This window comes from Paraburkholderia sp. (assembly GCF_036488795.1).
Taxonomy (GTDB): Bacteria; Pseudomonadota; Gammaproteobacteria; order Burkholderiales; family Burkholderiaceae; genus Paraburkholderia.
In genome coordinates, this window is sequence record NZ_DASXHA010000012.1 from 22,165 (window position 1) to 42,953 (window position 20,789).

19 protein-coding genes are annotated in these 20,789 nt (G+C 62.6%); 6 read left to right on the forward strand and 13 right to left on the reverse strand.

Going from position 1 to position 20,789, the window contains the following annotated elements; genetic code table 11:
* The first annotated feature begins 30 nt into the window (after positions 1-30).
* Complete coding sequence (locus tag VGH41_RS01505; RefSeq protein WP_331595542.1) at positions 31-1,326, forward strand: hypothetical protein; 1,296 nt, start codon at positions 31-33, stop codon at positions 1,324-1,326.
* Positions 1,327-1,601: 275 nt separating this feature from the next.
* Positions 1,602-2,237 (forward strand): GTP cyclohydrolase I FolE, encoded by a 636-nt coding sequence (gene folE, locus VGH41_RS01510; protein WP_331595544.1) that lies wholly within the window; start codon positions 1,602-1,604, stop codon positions 2,235-2,237.
* 32 nt (positions 2,238-2,269) lie between these two features.
* Here folE and epsC read toward each other — a convergent pair whose 3' ends face one another.
* Both epsC and VGH41_RS01520 read right to left on the reverse strand, forming a co-directional pair.
* Positions 2,270-3,196, reverse strand: coding sequence for a serine O-acetyltransferase EpsC (gene epsC, locus VGH41_RS01515; protein WP_331595545.1), 927 nt, complete (start codon positions 3,194-3,196; stop codon positions 2,270-2,272).
* 209 nt (positions 3,197-3,405) lie between these two features.
* Positions 3,406-3,639 (reverse strand): hypothetical protein, encoded by a 234-nt coding sequence (locus VGH41_RS01520; protein WP_331595547.1) that lies wholly within the window; start codon positions 3,637-3,639, stop codon positions 3,406-3,408.
* A 302-nt stretch (positions 3,640-3,941) separates the two neighbouring features.
* Here VGH41_RS01520 and VGH41_RS01525 point away from each other — a divergent pair, with 302 nt between their 5' ends.
* Both VGH41_RS01525 and VGH41_RS01530 read left to right on the forward strand, forming a co-directional pair.
* Complete coding sequence (locus VGH41_RS01525) at positions 3,942-4,397, forward strand: DUF3005 domain-containing protein (protein WP_331595566.1); 456 nt, start codon at positions 3,942-3,944, stop codon at positions 4,395-4,397.
* Between the two features lie 249 nt (positions 4,398-4,646).
* A complete protein-coding gene (locus VGH41_RS01530; protein ID WP_331595548.1) occupies positions 4,647-5,252 on the forward strand; it encodes a short chain dehydrogenase in 606 nt (201 codons plus the stop codon).
* 95 nt (positions 5,253-5,347) lie between these two features.
* On the opposite strand, the gene araD is transcribed toward VGH41_RS01530, so the two are convergent.
* The 8 genes from araD to VGH41_RS01570 form a co-directional block, all read right to left on the reverse strand.
* Complete coding sequence (gene araD / locus VGH41_RS01535) at positions 5,348-7,084, reverse strand: L-arabinonate dehydratase (protein ID WP_331595549.1); 1,737 nt, start codon at positions 7,082-7,084, stop codon at positions 5,348-5,350.
* A 67-nt stretch (positions 7,085-7,151) separates the two neighbouring features.
* A complete protein-coding gene (locus tag VGH41_RS01540) occupies positions 7,152-8,090 on the reverse strand; it encodes an ABC transporter permease (protein WP_331595551.1) in 939 nt (312 codons plus the stop codon).
* Positions 8,090-8,968: a sugar ABC transporter permease gene (locus tag VGH41_RS01545; protein WP_331595552.1), complete on the reverse strand. Its 879-nt coding sequence runs from the start codon at positions 8,966-8,968 to the stop codon at positions 8,090-8,092. Before VGH41_RS01545 ends, VGH41_RS01540 begins: the two co-directional genes overlap by 1 nt.
* On the reverse strand, positions 8,965-10,044 hold the full coding sequence (locus VGH41_RS01550) for an ABC transporter ATP-binding protein (protein WP_331595554.1): 1,080 nt from the start codon (positions 10,042-10,044) through the stop codon (positions 8,965-8,967). Before VGH41_RS01550 ends, VGH41_RS01545 begins: the two co-directional genes overlap by 4 nt.
* Before the next feature lie 64 nt (positions 10,045-10,108).
* Complete coding sequence (locus tag VGH41_RS01555; RefSeq protein ID WP_331595555.1) at positions 10,109-11,290, reverse strand: extracellular solute-binding protein; 1,182 nt, start codon at positions 11,288-11,290, stop codon at positions 10,109-10,111.
* A 301-nt stretch (positions 11,291-11,591) separates the two neighbouring features.
* Positions 11,592-12,524: an SMP-30/gluconolactonase/LRE family protein gene (locus VGH41_RS01560; protein ID WP_331595557.1), complete on the reverse strand. Its 933-nt coding sequence runs from the start codon at positions 12,522-12,524 to the stop codon at positions 11,592-11,594.
* Positions 12,525-12,791: 267 nt separating this feature from the next.
* Positions 12,792-14,372 carry an aldehyde dehydrogenase (NADP(+)) gene (locus VGH41_RS01565; RefSeq protein WP_331595559.1) on the reverse strand — a complete coding sequence of 527 codons (1,581 nt, stop codon included), beginning with the start codon at positions 14,370-14,372 and terminating at the stop codon, positions 12,792-12,794.
* A 150-nt stretch (positions 14,373-14,522) separates the two neighbouring features.
* The gene (locus VGH41_RS01570) at positions 14,523-15,464 is read right to left on the reverse strand and encodes a dihydrodipicolinate synthase family protein (protein ID WP_331595560.1); all 942 of its coding nucleotides are present in this window, start codon (positions 15,462-15,464) and stop codon (positions 14,523-14,525) included.
* 788 nt (positions 15,465-16,252) lie between these two features.
* Between VGH41_RS01570 and VGH41_RS01575 the strand changes: the two genes are divergently transcribed.
* Complete coding sequence (locus VGH41_RS01575; RefSeq protein ID WP_331595568.1) at positions 16,253-16,957, forward strand: LuxR family transcriptional regulator; 705 nt, start codon at positions 16,253-16,255, stop codon at positions 16,955-16,957.
* On the opposite strand, the gene VGH41_RS01580 is transcribed toward VGH41_RS01575, so the two are convergent.
* The 3 genes from VGH41_RS01580 to VGH41_RS01590 all read right to left on the reverse strand — a co-directional run bounded on the left by VGH41_RS01580 (position 16,941) and on the right by VGH41_RS01590 (position 19,868).
* Positions 16,941-17,270, reverse strand: coding sequence for an XRE family transcriptional regulator (locus VGH41_RS01580; protein ID WP_331595562.1), 330 nt, complete (start codon positions 17,268-17,270; stop codon positions 16,941-16,943). The genes VGH41_RS01575 and VGH41_RS01580 overlap by 17 nt on opposite strands.
* A 258-nt stretch (positions 17,271-17,528) precedes the next feature.
* The gene (locus VGH41_RS01585; RefSeq protein WP_331595570.1) at positions 17,529-19,043 is read right to left on the reverse strand and encodes an MFS transporter; all 1,515 of its coding nucleotides are present in this window, start codon (positions 19,041-19,043) and stop codon (positions 17,529-17,531) included.
* A 135-nt stretch (positions 19,044-19,178) separates the two neighbouring features.
* Positions 19,179-19,868 (reverse strand): FadR/GntR family transcriptional regulator, encoded by a 690-nt coding sequence (locus VGH41_RS01590; RefSeq protein WP_331595563.1) that lies wholly within the window; start codon positions 19,866-19,868, stop codon positions 19,179-19,181.
* A gap of 310 nt (positions 19,869-20,178) precedes the next feature.
* On the opposite strand from VGH41_RS01590, the gene VGH41_RS01595 reads away from it, so the two are divergent.
* Entirely contained in the window at positions 20,179-20,664 is a 486-nt protein-coding gene (locus tag VGH41_RS01595) for a universal stress protein (protein ID WP_331595564.1), read from the forward strand.
* Positions 20,665-20,789: the final 125 nt, after the last annotated feature.

The window sequence follows — 20,789 nt, forward strand, 5'->3', positions numbered from 1 at the left end:
CCGTCGGAAGTAATTCAAGGACAACTCATCATGCTCGACGCGACCACCCTGCAAGTCGAACTCAAGCTGGTCGCGGAGCTGGCGCAGAGCGGCCACATCCGCGCGCTTGAAGAAGCCATCACGCGGATCAGAACTCATTACGCCCGCGACGCCGAAGCGCTAAAGTCGCTAGCCTTCGTATTGAACACGCATGACCGCTTCACTGAAGCGGCCAGTGTCGCCAAACAAGGGCTCGCCGTCGATCCACACCATCCGCTGCTCCATCACAACGCGGCCCGGGCATTGAGCATATGCGGCAAGAACGCCGAAAGCCGGTTGTACAGCGCGGAAGCGGCACGGCTCCTGCCAGGCAATCCGTATCTGCAGTTCCATCTCGCGGGCGTGCAGCTCAGCCTGGGTGAATTCGAAGAGGGCTGGCAGCGGTACAAATGGTTCTACCAGCTTCCCGGTAAAGAACGGGAACTGGTTCGCCCCACATTCCGGGAGTGGAAGGGCGAACCTGTTACGGGATGCACATTCCTGATGGTCGGAGAACAGGGGCGCGGAGACGAGATACAGTTCCTGAGATTTGCCATATGGCTAGACCAGCAAGGAGCAACGGTTGACGTGCTGGTCAGCCAACCGTTAGCGGAACTGGCAACCAGCATCGCATGCGTGCGAGCCGTATTGACTACGTTGCCGTCCGGTCCATACGACTACTGGTGTCATATGCTGAGGATGCCGGAGCATACGAACCTCTCTTTGCCGATGCTCCCCATTGCAATGCCCTACGTCACTGCGGCGCGCAAAAAGATCGAAGCGTGGAAGACTGACCTGCAGGCCGCCACTCCTCGCAATCCAGTTAAAGAGCGCAAACGTATCGGCATTGTCTGGGCGGGCAGTCCCTATCACGCGCTCGACCGCTTCCGGTCCATTGCGCTTGATACGCTAAAACCGCTGCTTGAGATTCCCGGCGTGACCTGGTACGCACTCCAAAAGGGTGAGCGCGAGCACGAGAGCGAGGCCCTTGAGAATGAAGCTGATCTGCACACGCTGGGCCCCAGGATCAACGACTTCACGGATACGCTCGCGATCTTGCATTCGCTCGATCTGCTTATCACGGTCGACACCTCAGTGGCCCATCTTGCGGGCGCCGCGGCACTGCCGGTCTGGGTGTTCGTCCCCGCGTGCTCCGATTGGCGCTGGCTAAACGACCGCACCGACAGCCCCTGGTATCCGTCAATGCGCCTGTTCCGCCAACGCGAGCTGGGCAACTGGCATCCGGTCATCGAAGAAGTCTGCGCGGCATTGCGCGAATGGTGCGACGCATCAAGCATCGCGACCTGACTGACTCGAGGCCCTGCGCATTTTCCCCAATATTCTCCCAAAGCAATTTAAGGGATACCCTCCATAAGCCAAAGCGGTACCAAGCCAGTCAACAAGACAATGCCCGCGCGCGGCCCGCTCGGATCGCCTACCTCGGTCCGAAGCTGATTCCCTATCGCGTTGCGACGATGCAGGAAACCCGCCACGGGGGGCGCGCGCACGCTGCATGGCGAAACATGGAACAATGGCCGGCACGGTTAGTCCCTATCGAACCCGCGACTTCACAGGAGCGAAGGATGAGCAGCAAGGCAAAACAAGCCCCGTCAAAAGATAACCTTGGCCGCCCCACCCGCGAAGAAGCGGAAGATGCTGTACGAGTACTGCTACGCTGGGCCGGCGACGACCCGACGCGTGAAGGCTTGATCGATACGCCGGCGCGCGTCGTGCGCTCATACGAAGAGTTTTTCGCCGGCTATTCGGTCGATCCGCGTGAACTGCTTGCCCGCACCTTCTCCGAAGTGGACGGCTATGACGAAATGATCGTGCTGAAAGACATCCGCTTCGAAAGCTATTGCGAGCATCACATGGTGCCGATCATCGGCCGCGCCCACGTGGCGTATCTGCCGGGACATCGCGTGGTGGGTATTTCGAAACTGGCGCGGCTCGTCGACGCGTTTGCGAAGCGCTTGCAGATCCAGGAGAAGATGACCGTGCAGATTGCCGATACGCTCAACGAAGTGCTGCAACCGGCCGGCGTGGGTGTGATTCTGGAGGCGTCGCATCAGTGCATGTCGACGCGCGGTGTCCACAAGGCCGGCGTCACGATGGTCACCTCCCGCATGCTCGGCACGTTCCGCACGGACCCGTCGACGCGGCGCGAATTCCTGTCCATCGTCGGCAATCCTGGCGTCGTCGCGGTGCCGAATACCTGAGCGTCGCGACGCTCGCACGAGGCCGACGCGCCTCAGCGTCGCCCCTCGTCGTTGCGGTCGCCTTCGCGGACTTTGCCCTGCGAGACGCTGCTGCCCGGCGGCACGCTGTGCGTGAGCCAGACGTTGCCGCCAATCACCGAACCGCGTCCAATCGTCACGCGGCCGAGGATCGTCGCTCCGGCATAGATCACCACGTCGTCCTCGACGATCGGATGGCGCGCATTGCCCTTCACGAGCGCCCCGTCGACATCCGCCGCAAAGCTCTTCGCGCCCAGCGTCACGGCCTGATACACACGCACATGCTGGCCGATTACGGCCGTCTCGCCAATCACGACGCCCGTGCCGTGGTCGATGAAAAAGCTCGGCCCGATCTGCGCGCCCGGATGAATGTCGATGCCGGTCAGCGAGTGCGCAATCTCGTTGATAAAACGCGCCAGCAGCGGCACCCCAAGTCGATGCAGCGCATGCGCGAGACGATGGTGCGTCATCGCCCAGATGCCCGGATAACACAACAGGATTTCGGTGATGTGCTGCGCGGCGGGGTCGCCGGTGAACGCGGCCTGAATGTCGCTGACGAGCAGCGCGCGAATGCCGGGTAACTGCGTACCGAACACGCGGGCGACCTCGAATGCCTGTTCGCTTAGCACCGTATCGGGCGTGTCGGCGTATTCGGGCAAAAATCGCAACGCGCGGCGAATCTGTTCGGCCAGCAACCGCAGCGTGCTTTCCAGCGTGTGGCCGACGTAATAGTCGACGGTCTCGTCAGTCAGGTCAGGCGCACCATAGTGGGTTGGAAACAGCGCGGCGCGAAGTCCGTTGACAATGCTGGTCACGGCATCGCGCGAGGGCAGCTCACGTATGCCACGCGGATGCCGCGTGCGATGCAGTTGTTCGCGCGATGCCCGCAGATCCGCGACGATCTGCTCGAGGCCCCAGTTATGGGAAAGAGGGTTTGACATAGTGCGGACGGCGGCCGGGCGGCGAGCACGGTTCAGAGTGAATTGTCCCCAGAGATTACCGCGTTTTGCCGCCGCCCGCGCGGCGCGGCGCGGCCCGCCAGGCGCCGGCCTGCGCCACTCGCGACGGGTCCGCCCGGGCACGCCGCTCTAACCGTACGCCACTGACTGGGCGCCACTAGCCGTGCGCCACTGATTCCACGCCAGCAGCGTCAGATCGTGACGCTGCTGGCGTCGATCCAGCGCACCGCCCAGTCGCGCGCATGTGCGATGGCAGCGGCTTCGTCGGCGAAGCGGAAATCAGTGGGGAAGAAACGGTTGGCTACCAGTTCGCCGTCACTGGAGCGGGAGATGACCACGTAAGGTTGCCACGTCCCGTCGCACGCGCGCGCCGGCGCGCAGTTCAACAAGTAGCCGCGATGTGTAAATGCAGCATCAAAGTGCATGTGTCACCCGCCCTGACTGCCTCGCATGTTGGACCGAGCAGCGCTTTGCCGTCTCTCCCCGGCACCGCTGACGACGGCCTGACAGAAGCCGTCAATTAATCCGCACTCGCTCGTCGGAGTAAGATCATACTCTGTAGAAAATACGCGTTGATTAAAAATAAATCAAAATTTGTGTTGACCTCATTTGCCTTGCAGTTTGCTCGCAATAAGGCACTAAACAGAGGCGTAACGAAGAGCCTCCACGGTGTCCGGAACGAGTTTTGCTGTCACTCCAACCATGTCGTCTTCAAGGAGAAAGCATGATGAACAGCAACGAAATTAACAAACCCAATAATCCCGCAAGCATGCCCGGCACGGGCGGTCCCAGCAGTGCCGAATTGCACAACGACCGCACGCATGACAGCACGGTCGACACCGACGGCAAGAATCTCGAAGCCGCGCGCATTGCAGGTCATAGTCCAATTGGTCCTGATGAAGTCACGACCACGAATGCAACCCATGTAAACAGCGTGCCGGAAGCGCGCGATGGTTTGGCGGGTTTTGACAGCCGGGTGGGCGGCAATCATCTGCTGCTCGCGCTGGAGCCTGGCTATACGGTCGTCGACAAGGGCATGATCGCGCCGCAGAAGGCGTATGACGAAGATCATCAATTCGATGATCCGCGCCCGCTCGGCAATCGCCACGACCGCGGGCGCATTCACTATGCGCTCAACCATTTACGGCCCACCCGTGTGATCGAATTACAGCGTGTGAAATAAGAGCACGCGACATAATCTCGCGCAGGTATAAGCGCTGCGGCGGTTGCTTTATCGCCGCCTCGACCGCAACATGCGGGCCCGCGCCGTGCATGCCGTTTGAACAGCGGTATGCGCGGCGGGTTTCGAATCGAAACATCAGGTTTTAAGGATCTACGCAGCGCGGCAGTTTTTTCACCACGTGCATTCTCCCGACAATTTTCGTCATATCCGGCACAAATCCAGCACGAATCCAACCCGAAGAGGTAGCAGATGAAAAAGATCGTCGTAATCGGCGCAACGGGGACACTCGGCCAGGCAATCAGCGCCGAACTCAAGGCGCGCCATGAAGTGATCGAAGTCGGCGCGACGCGCGGTCAGTATCAGGTGGATAGCACGGACCCTGCCAGCGTGGAGCGGCTGTTCCGCGCCATCGGCAAAGTGGACGGCGTCGTCACCGCCATCGGCAAGCTGCACTTTGGCCCGCTTCCCGAGATGACGATCGAACAGTTCTGGGTGGGCTTGCGTGACAAGCTGATGGGACAGATCAACGTCGTGCTCGGCGGCCAGCAGTATGTGCACGACGGCGGTTCGTTCACGCTGACGAGCGGCATCGTCGGTGACGAGCCGATCCGCGAAGGCGCGAACGCCACCACGGTCAATCTGGCACTGGAGGGTTTCGTGCGCGGCGCGGCGCTCGAACTGCCGCGCGGCATTCGGATCAACGTGGTGAGTCCGACGGTGCTGACGGAATCAATGGAAGCCTACGGCCCGTATTTCCGCGGCTTCGAGCCGGTGACGGCGCAGCGCGCCGCGCAGGCGTATCTGCGCAGCGTCGAAGGTGCGCAGACCGGGCGGGTGTACCGGGTCGGCTACTGAGCGAGTCAAAAGCGCTTCGCTCACGCACTGCGGCTGTGCAAAGCCGCAGCGCGTTCTACCGTAATTCAATGAGATTCGATGAGCCTCAATGCGCCTCAGTGAATCTCCGGCTCGCCGGCCTCCGCCTGCGAACCGCCGCGCTGCAGGAAGTCGAAATCACAACCCTTGTTCGCCTGCATGACGTGCACCTGATGCATCGCGCCGTAGCCACGCGTGAAGCGCGGCGCGGGTGCGACCCAGGCAGCCTTGCGGCGCGCCAGTTCTTCATCCGGCACCAGCACGTTCAGCTTGCGTTGCGGTACGTCGAGCTCGATCATGTCGCCGTCCTGCACCAGCGCGAACGGGCCGCCAATGAACGACTCGGGCGCCACATGCAGCACGCATGCACCGTAGCTCGTGCCGCTCATGCGTGCGTCGGAAATGCGCAGCATGTCGCGCACGCCCTTTTGCAGCAGCTTCTTCGGGATCGGCAACTGGCCCCACTCCGGCATACCCGGCGCGCCCACCGGACCCGCGTGCTGCAGCACGATGACACACGTCTCGTCGATGTCCAGTGCGTCGTCGTCGATCCGCGCGGCCATGTCGTTGTAGTCCTTGAACACCACTGCCCGGCCGGTATGCACCAGCAACTTCGCCTCCGCCGCGCCTGGCTTGATCACCGCGCCATCCGGCGCGATATTGCCGCGCAGGACCGCGAGACCGTTGTTCGGCAGTAACGGGGCCGAGCGGCGGCGAATCACGTCGTCATTGAAAATCTTCGCGCCTTCGATGTTCTCGCCAAGCGTGCGACCGTTCACAGTCATCTGCGAGCGGTCGATCAGTTCGCCGAGTTCGACCAGCATCGCCTGCAGGCCGCCCGCGTAGTAGAAGTCTTCCATCAGAAACTTGCCGGTCGGACGGACATTGGCCAGCACCGGCGTATGACGCGAAATATCGTCGTAGCGGTTGAGCGTCAGATCGATGCCGGCACGGCGCGCCAGTGCGATCATGTGCACGATCGCGTTGGTCGAACCGGACAGCGCGAGACACGTGGTCACCGCGTTGTCGATCGATTTGGCCGTGAGGATGTCCGACGGCTTCAGGTCTTCCCACACCATATCGACAATGCGCATGCCGGTTTTCGCGGACATCTGAGCGTGACGCGAATCCGGCGCCGGAATCGACGCGAAACCCGGCAGCGTGAAGCCGAGCGCTTCCGCGGCGCTTGTCATCGTCGAGGCGGTGCCCATGGTCATGCAATGACCCGGCGAGCGCGCAATGCCGCCTTCCACACCTTGCCAGTCTTCATCGGTAATCTTGCCCGCGCGCAGGTCGGCCCAATACTTCCAGGTGTCCGACCCGGAGCCGAGCGTCACACCGTTCCAGTTGCCGCTCAGCATCGGGCCGGCGGGCAGGAAGATGGTCGGCAGGTCCATCGAAATCGCACCCATCAGGAGCGCGGGCGTGGTCTTGTCGCAGCCGCCCATCAGCACCACGCCATCCGCCGGGTACGAGCGCAGCGTCTCTTCCGCTTCCATTGCGAGGAAGTTGCGGTAGAGCATGGTGGTCGGTTTCTGGAACGGCTCGGAGAGTGTCTGCACCGGCAGCTCGATCGGAAAACCGCCCGCCTGCCAGATCCCGCGCTTGACTTCCTCGACACGCTGCTTGAAGTGCGTGTGGCAAGGATTCATCTCGCTCCATGTATTGAGGATCGCGATCACCGGCTTGCCCGCATATTCTTCGCGGCTGTAGCCCATCTGCGCTGTGCGCGAACGATGGCCGAACGAACGCAGGTCATTGACGCCATACCAGCGATGGCTGCGCAATTCTTCAGGGGACTTTCTCTTGGTCACAACACACTCTCCAACGACGTCTTTGGCAACAAAAGCCGTTAATAAACACGCTTGAGCATCCGGCCGCTCAGCGCTTCTGTTCTTTCACACGTGAGACGATCTGCGTCGGGCTCACGAACTGTAGCGCGATCAACACCCAGATGAGGGTGATCGCCATGTAGATCATCGCCATGGCGTCGATTGATTGCGGCGCGCGCACGCCGGTTGAAAACACCGCGTAGTACAACGCGACCACCAGTGTCTGCGTGCCTGGGCCGGCTGTGAAGAAAGTCAGCTCGAACAGGCCGATGGTGCGCACCAGCACGAGCAGACCGGCGGCGAGCATGCCGGGCACCAGCAGCGGCAGCAGCACATAACGGAAATATCGAAACGTGTTCGCGCCGAAGATGCGCGCCGCCGCTTCGAGATTCGGATCGATCTGCTCGATGAAGGGCGTCATCACCAGAATCACAAACGGCAGAGCGGGTACGAGATTCGCGAGGATCACGCCAGGCAGCGTGCCGGCGAGCCCGATCCTGTACATCACAGTCGCCATTGGAATGCCGTATGTCACAGGCGGCACCATCAGCGGCAACAGGAACGTCAGCACGACGAAACGCTTGCCGCGGAATTGCACACGCGCCAAGGCATACGCGGCGGGCACGCCGAGCAGTACCGACAGGATCACCACCGCGCCGACCACTTCGAGCGTCACCCATAGCACGCTGGCGAGCTGGAAATCGCCCCAGGCCTGCGCGTACCAGTGCAGCGTGAAGCCTTGCGGCAACAGCGTGCCGAACCAGCGCGTGGCAACGGAGTTGACGGCCACCGTCGCAATCAGCAGCACGACGTTGACGAGGAAAAACACCACCGCGGCCCAGACGAGTGTTTTCCAGATGCGCTCGGGCAGCGGGGTCCGCTGCCTGACGGCCTTGGCCTGCTGTTCGCCGGGCTGCGGTTGCGCGCCGGAGGCGGGCGTAGAGTCGGAGGCGGACCAGCGCGGCGTGGCGTGGCGATCGGTTGTCATCAGCCCTTTCCTCCCGTCACCGGGCCGCTATAGAAGAAGCGGCGCGCGCCGAGCATGCCGGCTACCACCAGCAGTTGCACGAAACCCATCACCATCGCAATCGCCGACGCCAGCGAATAGTCGTAGCTCTCGAAGGCGGCTTCGGCAGCGGCAATCGACATCACGCGCGTCGGTCCGGCCGGCGCGCCGAGCAGCACCGCCGAGGGAAACACCGAAAACGCTTGCACGAACGACAGACAGGCCGCCATGGTCAGACCCGGTACCAGCAACGGCAGATAGATGCGCAGAAACTGCTGCCACGGACTCGCACCGAGCGTCGCAGCGGCGCTGGCAAGCGTCGGATCGATGCCCGTCACGTACGACAGCGTCAACAGAAACGCAAACGGGAAACCCGACACGATCAACGAAATCAGCACACCCCAGAAGTTGTGCGTAAGCCGCACTTCCCCGCTATACAGATGCAGGCCTTGCAGCACCTGCGGAAACCAGCCGTTCGGGCCGAAATACGTCAGCATGCCGTCGGCGATCAAGACCGTGCCGAGCGTCACCGGAATCACCAGCAGCGTCGTCACGAGCTTCTGATAGGGCGAATTGCGCCGCAACGCGAACGCCACCGGGATCGACACGCCCACGTTGATCAGCGTCGCCGGCACTGCGAGCTTCAGTGTCACGAGGATAGTGGGCCACATCGACGTATCGGTGAAGAACGCCACGTAGTTCGCCCACAGGCCGCCGCCGTTCATCGGATGGAACGACAATACCAGGCCATACGCGAACGGATAGATAAACAGCGCGACGATAAAGATCAGCGCAGGCGCAACCAGCCAGCCCTTGGCGTCGCGCGCGGCGACTGGCGGCGAGAGCGTCGTGGTGTTCATGCCGCGTCACCGTCATAGACGAGTGTACGCGCTGGGGGCACCCGCAGCGTGATGCGCTCGCCCTCCGTGAAGTCGCCGGCCACTCGCGCCCACAATTCGCCGAACGCGGTTTTCACGCGAATCAGCGAGTCACGGCCGCCGTACTCGACGGTGGTGACTTCAGCACCGAACGCGTTTTCATCAACAGGCGTGCAGCGTTCCATATCTTCCGGGCGCAACGCGACGCTCACGCGCTTGCTATTGAAACCGTGCATGGGCGTGCCGAGCAGGCGCACACCGTGCGCGTTCACGGCGACCGCTTCGCCTTGCGTGCCTTCGAGGATGAACTCGACGACGTTGCGATAACCCATGAAGCGTGCGACATGCAGATTCTTCGGCCGTCCGTAGACTTCTTTGGGCGTTGCCACCTGCTGCACGACGCCTTCTCTCATCACGACGATGCGGTCCGCCATTGACAGCGCTTCGTCCTGATCGTGCGTCACGTAGAGGGTCGCGCGCTCGAGCTGGCTATGGATGCGCCGGATCTCCGCGCGCATCTCGATGCGCAGCTTCGTATCGAGATTCGACAGCGGCTCGTCCATCAGCACGAGCGGCGGTTCGATCACAATGGCGCGCGCGATCGCCACACGCTGCTGCTGGCCACCGGACAGTTGCCCCGGCAGCTTGCCTTCATGGCCGACCAGTTGTACGAGCTGCAACGCTTCGCGCGCGCGGCGCACTGCTTCGCTCTTTGCGACGCCGCGCATCTTCAGACCGAAGCCCACGTTATCGAGCACGGTCATGTGCGGAAACAGCGCGTAGTTCTGGAACACCATGCCGAAGCCGCGTTTCTCGGGCGGCAGCACGTCGATACGCGTGTCGTCGAGCCAGATGCCACCGCCAGACAAAGGCTGCAGGCCGGCGATGCAGTTGAGCGCGGTGGATTTACCGCAGCCCGACGGCCCGAGCAAGGCGATGAATTCACCGCGCCGGATGTTCAGATCCAGCCCCTGCAACGCGGCCACCGCGTGGCCTTCAGCATTCGTGAAACTGCGGCTCACCGAGTCGAGGCGCAACTGCTCAAAATAATGCTTCATGGCGGTTTCCTGCTTTAGCGGTCGGCCCGCGTGAACCTGCTCGCGGGCATGCTCGGCGAGCGGCTCACTGACTCTTCTGCGCGCCGATTTCGCGGTCCCACTTCTGGAACGCGGCGACCATCGCCGCCGCATCGAGCGGCAACACGTGCGGATGACTGGCCAGCATTTGCGCATACTCCGGCCTGCCGTACTTCTTCAACACGTCCTGGCTATGCGCGGGCGCCTGATCGACGGACACCCCCTTGATTGCCGGGCCCGGATAGAAATAACCGTCGTCGTAAGTCAGCGCCTGCTGCGCCGGTTCGAGCATGAAATTCATCAGCTTGTAGAGCACGTCGAGCTTCTCTTTCGGCACGCCCTTCGGGATCACCATGTAATGCGCGTCGTCCACCCACGTCATGTTGTCGAAGCCCTGCACGCGAAACTCAGCCGGCACGATGCCAAGCGCACGCGGGTTGATGTCCCAGCCGGTCACGGTGACCGTCATGTCGCGCGTGCCCTCGCCCAGCTCCTTCATCACCGCCGAGGTGCCGCCCGGGTAATACGGCACACAATCGTTCAGTTGCTTGAGGAACGCCCACGTCTTATCCCAGCCATGGATCGGATCGCGCGGATCCTTGTCGCCCAGCACGTACGGCAGACCCATCAGGAACGTGCGGCCCGGGCCCGAGTTCGCCGGCCGGGCGTAAATCAGCTTGTTCGGATGCGCCTTGCACCACTGCAGCAGTTGCTCGGGCGTCTTCGGCGGGTCGCTGACCTTCGCGGGGTTGTATTCGAGCAGCGGTCCAGCAGGCATATACGCAACCTCGAGCCCGAAGCCCTGCGCGAGGTCTTGCATCTTGCGCGGACCCGGCGCGTATTTGTCCAGCACGCCAGGGAAGGTGGCGGCCTGATCCGGCAGCAGCTTGATCCACAGATTCTGCTGGATGCCGGCTGCGAGCGCGTCGGTGCCGGTCAGCACCAGATCGATATCCGAGCGGCCGGCGGCCTGCATTGCCTTGATCTTGCCAGGCAGTTGCGGCGCGGGCGCATTCGTGTAGGTGATGTTGGCGACCAGATTCGGGTACTTCGCCTTGAAGGCTTCGAAGCCCTTTTGCGTGAGTTGAAGGTTACCGGCCACATCGACGATATTCAGCGTGACCGGATCCGCCGCCCGTGCCGGCAGCGCGTAGCCCGCGCTCCATGCGACCCCGACCGCCATGCATAAACCCGCTAACCTGACCGACAAGCTGCCCGAAAAAGTCATTACATCTCCTCGCTTCTTGGTATGGAAGTCCGCCGGTCATTCGCGGTGCGGGCGGTACGTGTCTCTCAAAGGAACATAACGAACGCCAACTGTTGATGTCAAGCAAATTGTCGGGTTTGACCGCGCGCCGCGAAGCGCGCACCAACCCGCTGAAAGCCTTTTGATACAAAGCACTGGTGGAAATTCCCAAGGGCAAACCCGAACTTGCCAAACGGATTTTCCACCCACTTGTTAGGCAACTTGATGCATTGCAGATGGCACGTCTTCCTGCGCAGTGCCGCCGTCCCGCATCCTCACGCGCTCAACCGCCCTGCACGCCCTGGGTGTTCACATACAGCGAATAGAGTCCGTGGCTTGCGGCCATGAAAAGCCGGTTGCGATGCCGGCCTCCAAAGCACACGTTCGCGCAGCGCTCGGGCAGCGCGATATGGCCGATCGCTTCGCCTTGAGGCGTGAAAACACGCACGCCGTCGAGTTCGTCGGTGCCCATGCCCCAGCCGCACCACAGATTGCCGTGGATATCCACGCGAAAACCGTCCGGCGTTCCAGGCCCCGCGTCGATCAGCACGCGGTTATGGGTCAGCGCGCCGTTCGCGACATCGAATGCGCGGATCTTGCGCGGCTCGCCGCGCGATTCGACCACGTACAGCACCGACTCGTCCGGCGAGAACGCGAGGCCGTTCGGGCCGAGCACGTCGTCGATCATCATCGTCACTTCGCCGCTCTGGCCGTCCACCCGATACACACATGCGGGCAGCTCGGACTCCTGGCGCTCGCCTTCATAAAAGCCGTCGATGCCGAAGGTCGGATCGCTGAACCAGATCGAGCCGTCGGATTTCACGATCACGTCGTTGGGCGAATTGAATCGCTTGCCGCGATATCGATCCGCAATCACCGTGATCGAGCCGTCATATTCCGTGCGCGTGACGCGCCGGGTCAGATGTTCGCAGCTGATGAGGCGCCCTTCGCGATCGCGCGTGTGGCCGTTCGCATTGTTCGACGGCTGGCGATAGGGCGTCACCACGCCGCTCTGCTCATCCCAGCGCAGGATGCGGTTATTGGGAATGTCGCTCCACAACAGATAGCGCCCGTCCCCGAACCACACCGGACCTTCGGACCAGCGCGCGCCCTGGAACAGGCATTCGACCGAAGCCGACGAAAGGCGTAAGTCCTTGAAGCGCGGATCGAGGATGCGGACTGCGGGGTCGGGATAGCGTCGGTTGATGTCGGTCATGCGATGTCCTTGAGGTTGCCTGAATGATGCCTGGGTCATGTCCGGGTGATGCCTGGGCGTGGCCTGGCGAGCCCTCTATGGTGCCCTTGAATGGCGTCTGCTGCTCACGAGGTCCGCCTTGCAGGCGCCGTGTCCGCGGCGCTGGGACACGGCTCTTCAGGTCCGTTTCGATGAAGGGTGCCGCGACCGGCAACGCAACGCGACAGGCCGCTATCAGCGGCCTCGAGGACTCACCGCTGGGACCCGCCGCTGCAAGGCACCCTCCATTTAGCTCTGGCCCAGCTTGCCGTCGCGCAGACGCCAGAGCTTGAGCGGGTTGTCGTCGTGCAGCGCTTCGGGCAACAGTTCAGCCGGCAAATCCTGATAACAGACCGGACGCAGAAAGCGTTCGATTGCAGTCGCGCCCACCGACGTCGCGCGTGCATCCGAGGTAGCCGGGAACGGACCGCCATGAACCATCGCGTACGAGACTTCCACGCCGGTGGGAAAACCGTTGGCAAGAATGCGTCCCGCCTTGCGTTCGAGCGTCGGCAACAGCTGCAGCGCCAAAGCATGGTCGTCCGCTTCGAGTTGCAGCGTCGCGGTGAGTTGACCTTCGAGATGCTCGGCGACCTGCACCATTTCATCCATGTCGGCACACGTCACGATCAACGAAGACGGTCCGAAGATCTCGCCTTCGAGTTGCGCGCTCGCGAAGAATTGCGCCGCGCTGGTTTCGAACAGCACGGGCAATGCGGCGCAGGCCGCCTCGGTTGCCGTGCCTTGCGCCACGCTTTGCACGCCGCTCTGTTGCGCGCGGTGTGTCACGCCATCCTGGTACGCGGTGGCGATGCCCGGGCTCAGCATCGTCTGCGCGCTCTTTTTGGCGAGTGCCTGAGCGGCCGCGTCGATAAAGCCGCGCGTGTGCGGACCTTCGAGCACCAGCACGAGCCCGGGGTTCGTGCAGAACTGGCCCACACCGAGTGTCACGGAATCGATCAGACTGCTGGCCAACGTTTCGGCACGTTTGGCGAGTGCCCCCGGCAAGACAAAAAACGGGTTAATGCTGCTCATTTCCGCGAACACGGGAATCGGCTCGCGCCGCTTCGAAGCGATCTCGACCAGCGCGAGACCGCCCCGCCGCGAACCCGTGAAACCGACCGACTTGATGGCCGGATGCCTGACCAGCGCCTCGCCGATTTCATTGCCGGCGCCGACGACGAGCGAGAACACGCCTTCCGGCAAGCCGCTGTCGGCGACGGCTTTCTGGATCGCGCGGCCGACCAGCTCGGAAGTGCCGAGGTGAGCCGGATGCGCCTTCACGACAACCGGACAGCCGGCAGCCAGCGCGGAGGCCGTATCGCCGCCGGCCACCGAAAACGCCAGAGGAAAATTGCTCGCACCGAACACCGCCACCGGTCCGACCGGAATCTTTTGCAGCCGCAGATCCGGGCGCGGCAGTGGCGTGCGCTCCGGCAAAGCCGAATCGAGCGTGGCGGTCAGCCAGCGGCCTTCCCGCACCAGCGACGCAAACAGCTTGAGCTGGCCCACCGTGCGGCCGCGCTCGCCTTCGAGACGTGCCACCGGCAACGCCGATTCGAGGTGCGCACGCTCGATCAGCGCATCGCCGAGTGCGAGGATGTTCCCGGCAATCGCTTCGAGAAACCGCGCACGTGTCTCGAGCGGCGCGTGACGGTATGGATCGAACGCCAGCGCGGCCAGGTCGCACGCACGATCGACCTCCACTGCGCCGCCGGCGCCGAAGGTCGGCTCGATTTCCGTGTTGTGGACCGGGTCGAACGCGCGCAGCGTGCCCTTCGTTCCGCGCACCGCGGAAGCGCCGATCAACATGTCTCCGGTAATTTGCATCTTGTCACTCCTCTGAAACGCCGTGCGGCCCGACTGACGCGAGGCGCCGGCTTAAGACGGAACTGCGAACCGAACGGTGAACCGAACCGCGGACTGAGCCGCGCCCGGGTGCGGCCGCACAGCTTGCGGCAAGGCACCGGGAGGACGTCGTCAGTGGGTCGCGGACGCTTCCGCGAACTGGCGCTCGAACGCGAGCAGCGCCTGAGTTGCACTGTCGATACCCGCATGATGCTCCTGCGGACTGGAACTGAGCAGCGGCAGCATCGGACCCATATCGGCGATCTTCGAGAACGTCACGGCGTCGTGCAGGACACGGATCAGCGAAATGTCGTCGCGCAGGGTTTCGAGCGGCATGAAGGCGTCATAGATGCGCTGCGCCTCGTCCATGCGGCCGGCCTTGGTGGCGTGCAGCAGGGCCATCACGGCGTGTGAGGCAATGCAGCCCGAGCCGGTGGTCCAGGCGGCGAGCCCGAATTCGCGCAGGTGCACGAGCGCCGGGCGCTCGCCCATGCCGGACACCACCTTCGCGGCGGGCACGCTTTGCAGCAGACGGCGCAGGTAGTCGTCGTTGGCCGGGTCGTCGCGCACGATTGCGTACTTCACCGCCAGCAACGTACCGCGTTCGACCAGACGCGCCAGCGTGTCGACATCCACGTAGTTCTCGCTCTTGATGTACAGCGTGAGCGGGATGCCGGCCGCATCCACGATGCGCGTCAGGCCCGCTTCGACGCCTTCGGACGTCGTAAATCCGGCGAGCGGCAGAACCATGGCCGTGCGGTAAGAGGTCTGCGCAAGGATGCGCGCCTGATCGAGCATCTTGCCGTAGTCAGGACCGATAGCCGGAATCACGCGCGTGTCCGGGCCGGCGCACTCCGCGAGCATGTCGAGCAGTTCGCGGTATTCGCTGACCGCGACGTGATACAGGTTTGCGTTGCCACCGTACAGCAAGGTGCGTACGCCGCCCGCCTCGATGTGCCGGATCAGTTTCTGGTTTTCCGCGGCGTCGAGCGAGTAGTCGGCACGGCGGGCAAGCGGCGGCACAGCCATCACGGTGGCGGCGAACTCGCTATCGAGGATCGGAGAGACTTTCATGGCACCTCACGGCAGGATCGAAGAATTGATGCCAAGGTAGCACTCCGCAAGCACAGTTGTCAAACAACATTTGCGGTGGTGAACCTGCCATTGATTCGGACCTGCTCCCGCGCGAAGCGAAAGAAACCTTTCAATTCAGTGTGTTTGCGGCGAACCCCGGGGCCCGCGGAAATCCCGGTGCGCGCCCGAGCGGCATAAATTTCGTATGACAACATGCGATGATGACCGATAGTTGGACGGGCCGCCGATCGCCGATCATGTCTGTCGCGACCGCGTGCAGGTGGCGGCTTTGAACAGGTCCCCGCACGGCAAAGCTGCCGTCAGCCTTTCATACCGTGCAACCAATCCATAGCGACGTTAGCGATCGTATCCGCCACGTCGCAGCGCAGCTGCGGCCCCAATATAAAACCAATAACCGGGTTTACCATCATCCCGAACGGTTTTGAAAACGGGTGCCGTGAACGACGCAAAAACAGCTGCATGAATTGTTAAATCAGCCGGTAACCGTTTCCGGATCAATCATGGAAGGCTAGGCGCCACGCCATATCTACACGGTCCCTTTGGCGATTTTTGGCTAAATGAGGATATTTTAGTGTTTCAAACCGGATTGACGTCGAATCGAAAATGCCCGAATTAGAAGTCCCTGACTTTTTGTTTTCGAGTCGCACGGGAATAAATGATGATAAATTGCTGCCGGATACCATGCCGGTCGCGAGTTCGCGCCGACGTAACCGCAGCCAGGGCCGCTGCGTCGGAGACTAGACGTGCCGCTACAGTTTATCGAGCAAATGTCGCCATTGCTGGACGCCCCGGATGAACCGGCGTGGTTCGATGCAGTCACGCAAATCGCCGGTAAGTGGGGCTTCGACAGGGTTCTGATTGCATTACTGCCGCGCCCCGGCATGCGGCTCGAAGATGCCTATCTGCGTAGCACCTATTCACCTACCTGGCGCCGTACCTATCAGGAACAGGGGTTCATGCATATCGACCCCACCATCACGCATTGCCTCACGCGCTCCACGCCACTTCTCTGGACGTCGGAGCTATTTACCACTCGCGCGCAGCGGGCGCTCTACGAAGAAGCCTGTCTGCACGGACTGCGTTCGGGCGTGTCGTTGCCAATCCACGGGCCGAACCAGGAAGCCGGCATGCTGTGCTTCGCCAACGGCTTCCGGACAACCGACGAATTCTGGCAGCGCATCGACGGCGTGCTGCCCAATCTGGTGCTGCTGCGCGACGTGGTGGTCGACACCAGCCGGCGCCACCTCCACACTCACACGCAAAGTGTCTTGCCGCAACTGACCCCGCGCGAACGCGAGTGTCTGAACTGGACCGCGCGCGGCAAATCCACCTGGGAAATTTCGCATATTCTTAGCTGCTCGGAAGCTGCGGTTAACTTCCACGTGAAGAATATCCGGGCCAAATTCGGTGTGAATTCGCGACGCGCGGCGGCCGTCATTGCCACCCAACTCGGGCTTATTGACCCGGATTAATCAATGCGGCGGCATCCGGGCTATAAATCACCCGTTCAGCCCGGCCTAAATCACCGTCTGTAATCGTTTTCGTAAAGTAAAGGCCCAGCAGGATTGAAACCGGCGGCGGAATTTCAGCACCCGATTCGAAACGGCTGCCGCGCGACTGCGTCACGCCAAAGCGCGCCCAGAAACGCCGCTGGCTTTCCTTTTTCGTTTTCCGGTAAGCAATGATCAGATTTCGATCAACCGTGGATGAAGTCACTTCTGAAGCTTCGACTGAGCGGTTTTGCACGCTTACCGGGGCTTTCCAATGATTTTCAAGTAATTCCATGGCGGGTCTCTCTGGTGGATTGGTCTTTATTTGTCTGAATTTTGCTGGACCCGCAAACACCACACACCTATCCAGGTAGGTAGGTGTAAATCCAATTCAATGTGCATAGTCCTTTTCCGCCGCGAAAGGGTCCAGCCGAGTGGAAAAAATATCAATGGAGCATCGAAACCGCGAGGTCAAAGCTTGCGCGACGTGCAAGCTTTGACCTCGCGGTTTCGAAAATGCCGCGCGGCGCCTCCCGGCGAAGCGATCCGTCGCCTAGCTGCCGCTGCGTTTGAAGGTGATATGCGCGATCCGGCGCACCATGAATGCGGCCATCAGCGCGGCAATACCCGTCAGCACGACGCCGATGTGAATGGACTGCACCAGCACATGGCGCGCCGCGTCGACCAGTTCGGGGCCGGCCAGCCCGGCCCGCTTCAGTTCGACGAGCAGGCTGTCGCGCAAGCCGGGATCGATGAGAATGCGCGGGTCGGACAGTCTGGGCCGCCACGTCGAGGCCAGCGGCTCGCCCAGCACCCGCAACGAGTCCGCCACGCCCGCCTCGTAACGCCGGTTGATGATGGTGGCGACAATGCTGGTGCCGAGCATGCCGCCCACCATCCGGGTGGACTGCAAAAGCGCCGTCGTAATGCCGAAGCGCTCGCGCCCGGCGATCTCCTGAGCGAACACGTTCAGGTTGTTGAGAATGAAGCCGAGCCCGATGCCGACCGCGCCCATTGCCAGTTCGAGATACAGATGCGGCGTGCCGGGCGTGGCCAGCGCGAGTCCTACCGAGGCGACCACCAGCAGCATGAAACCGATCGACAGAATCAGCGTCGGCCTGGGCATGTGAATCACGATGCGCGTGTTGATCAGGCTGCCGAGCGCGATACAGGCGGCGATCGGCGTCGCGAGCAGGCCGGCCTCCTGCGGCGTGAGGCCGAAGCCGCCCTGCAATAGCAGCGGCGCAAAGAAGATCAGCGAGAACATCACGAAGCCCGACAACAGCGACAGCGTGAAGAGCGTGACCAGCTGCGCGTCCCTGAACAGATCGAGCGGGATGATGGGGTGAGTGGCGCGCCGCTCGCAGATCAGCAGCGCCGCGGCGCCGAGCGTCACGAGCGCGGCCAGCCACAGATTGGCGCCGCTCAAGCCCGATTTCGGCACGGCTTCGATAAACGTCTGCAGGCCGCCCAGCACGAGTGCCACCAGCACCGCCCCACTCCAGTCGATGCGCACTTCGCCGCTCACCGCACGCCGGTAATTGGGCAAATGCGCCCAGATGAAATACAGCGCGAGCACGCCGACCGGCAGATTGACGAGGAAGGTCGAACGCCAGCCGAAGTGCTGGCTCAGCCAGCCGCCCAGCGACGGCCCCGCTGCCGTGCCGATGCCGTACGCCGCCGCCATGATCACCTGCCAGCGCACCCGCGCGCGGGCGTCGGGGAACAGGTCGGGAATCGAGGCGAACGCGGTGCCCACCATCATGCCGCCGCCGACGCCCTGCAGGCCGCGCGCCATCACGAGGAACGGCATGGTGGGCGCGACGCCGCACAACACCGATGCCGCCGTGAACACGATCACCGCGGCAATCACGAAACGCTTGCGCCCGAAGTAGTCGCCGAGCCGCCCGAACACCGGCACGGTCACCACCGACGCCAGCAGGTAGGCACTCGCAATCCACGCGTAGTACTCGAAGCCGCGCAACTCCGAGACGATCGACGGCAGCGCCGTGCTGACCACGGTCTGGTCGAGCGCGACCAGCATGTTGACGAGCGCGATGCCCAGCATCGCCAGCAGGGCATCGCGAAAAGGCAGGGGACGGGAAGAAGGGTTCACTTCGGAACGACGCCGCGCGGCGCGCAAAAACAGACCGGATTAAGCGAAACGGGCCGCGCTGGACGCGGCCCGGAAAGGCGGGGACGACTAGGAGCCGAACATGCGCTCCAGCGCGTTTTCGAGGTGCGCGCGCATGGCATTGCCGGCGCCGGGACTGTCCTTGCGGCGGATCGCCTCGAGCACGGCCAGATGCTCGGCCTGCACGAGGCGCTGGCGCTCGAGCGTCTTCACCAGCGACAGGTTGCGCGACAGGTTCATGCTGAAGACGATCTGCTCTTCGATGAACGACATCACGGTGATGAAAAACGGATTTTTCGAGGCCCTTGCGACCGCCAGATGGAACGAAAAGTCGTCCTTCGCGCCAATGCCCTGGGTTTCGACGATGCGCTCCAGTTCGTCCCACGCGTGCTGAATGGCGGCGATATCGTCGGGCTCGGCTTTGACGGCAGCCAGCTCGGCCGCGCCCGCCTCCGTCACGATGCGGAATTCATAGCAGCGGCGGATATCGGAGAGGGTTTCGAGCGGCGCGAAGCGGCGCACATCCGGATCTGGCCGGCGCGCCACCGTGGTGCCGGAGCCGTGCCGCGTCACGATGATGCCGTCCGCGCGCAGGCGGGCCAGGGCCTCGCGCACCGTGGGGCGCGAGGTCTCGAAGCGATCGGCTAGCGCGTGTTCGGTGGGCAGCCGTTCGCCCTCCTTGTACTCGCCTTCAAGAATGCGATTGAGGATGTCGCCGTAGATCTTGTCGGGCAGGCCCGTCGATTTGCGCTCGTTCATCATCGATTCAGGTTGGCTTGTCAGAATAGACCCCGATTGTAAGGCAAACACGGGCGTCTGCTCGCTCAAATGCGTCATTTTCGGTATCAGGCTTGCGCGCAAAGGCCCGCCCTACCTGCGCTGCGACTCACTCACCCCGGGCCGCGGAATTTGACAAGTGTTTGATTTACATCCTGGCGCAACGCCACTCCCTTCAGCGATCATCTAAGCTGGTTTCGGTAATAAGTCGTCAATCGGTCGACATTGCGTCGTCATTGAGCGCAGCCGGAACCTGACGGCGTATTCCGAACCTCTCGAAGCGGAGACTCACATGTACAAACGTATCCTCGTAGCGGTCGACGGCAGCAATACCTCGCGCCGCGCCTTCGAAGCGGCGCTGAATCTGGCCAGCGCGACGGGCGCGATCCTGCAGCCGTTTTATGTCGTGGAAAACACTCCGATGTACTTCGAGGCGCCGGGCTACGATCCGTCCATTCTGCGCAACCGGCTGATCGTCCAGGGCGCCGAACTCGGCAAGGAGTTCAGTGAAGCCATGCGCGAGCACGGTGTGGAAGGAAGCGTGGCGACGGGTGAAGCCTCGCCGATCGACGACGTTTCAACCGTCATCCTGAAGGCCGCGGCGGCCTTCAACGCAGACTTGCTGGTGATGGGCACGCATGGCCGGCGCGGCGTCCAACGGCTGTTCCTCGGTAGCGTCGCGGAGCGCTGCGTGCGTCAGGCGGCATTGCCGGTGCTGCTGATTCCGTCTGCGGCGGGACACGAAGAGGCTGCTGCGCAGGCCGGCGGCGCGGCCTGAGTGCGTACCGGCAAGAGGCGAAGCGCCGGGTTGCGCGCCCGGCGCCCCGGTGCGTGCAAGCGTGATCTTGCTCAAACAGGCGAAGCAATTTCACGCGTCATTTTGTCGCGAACCAGCCAGTACCC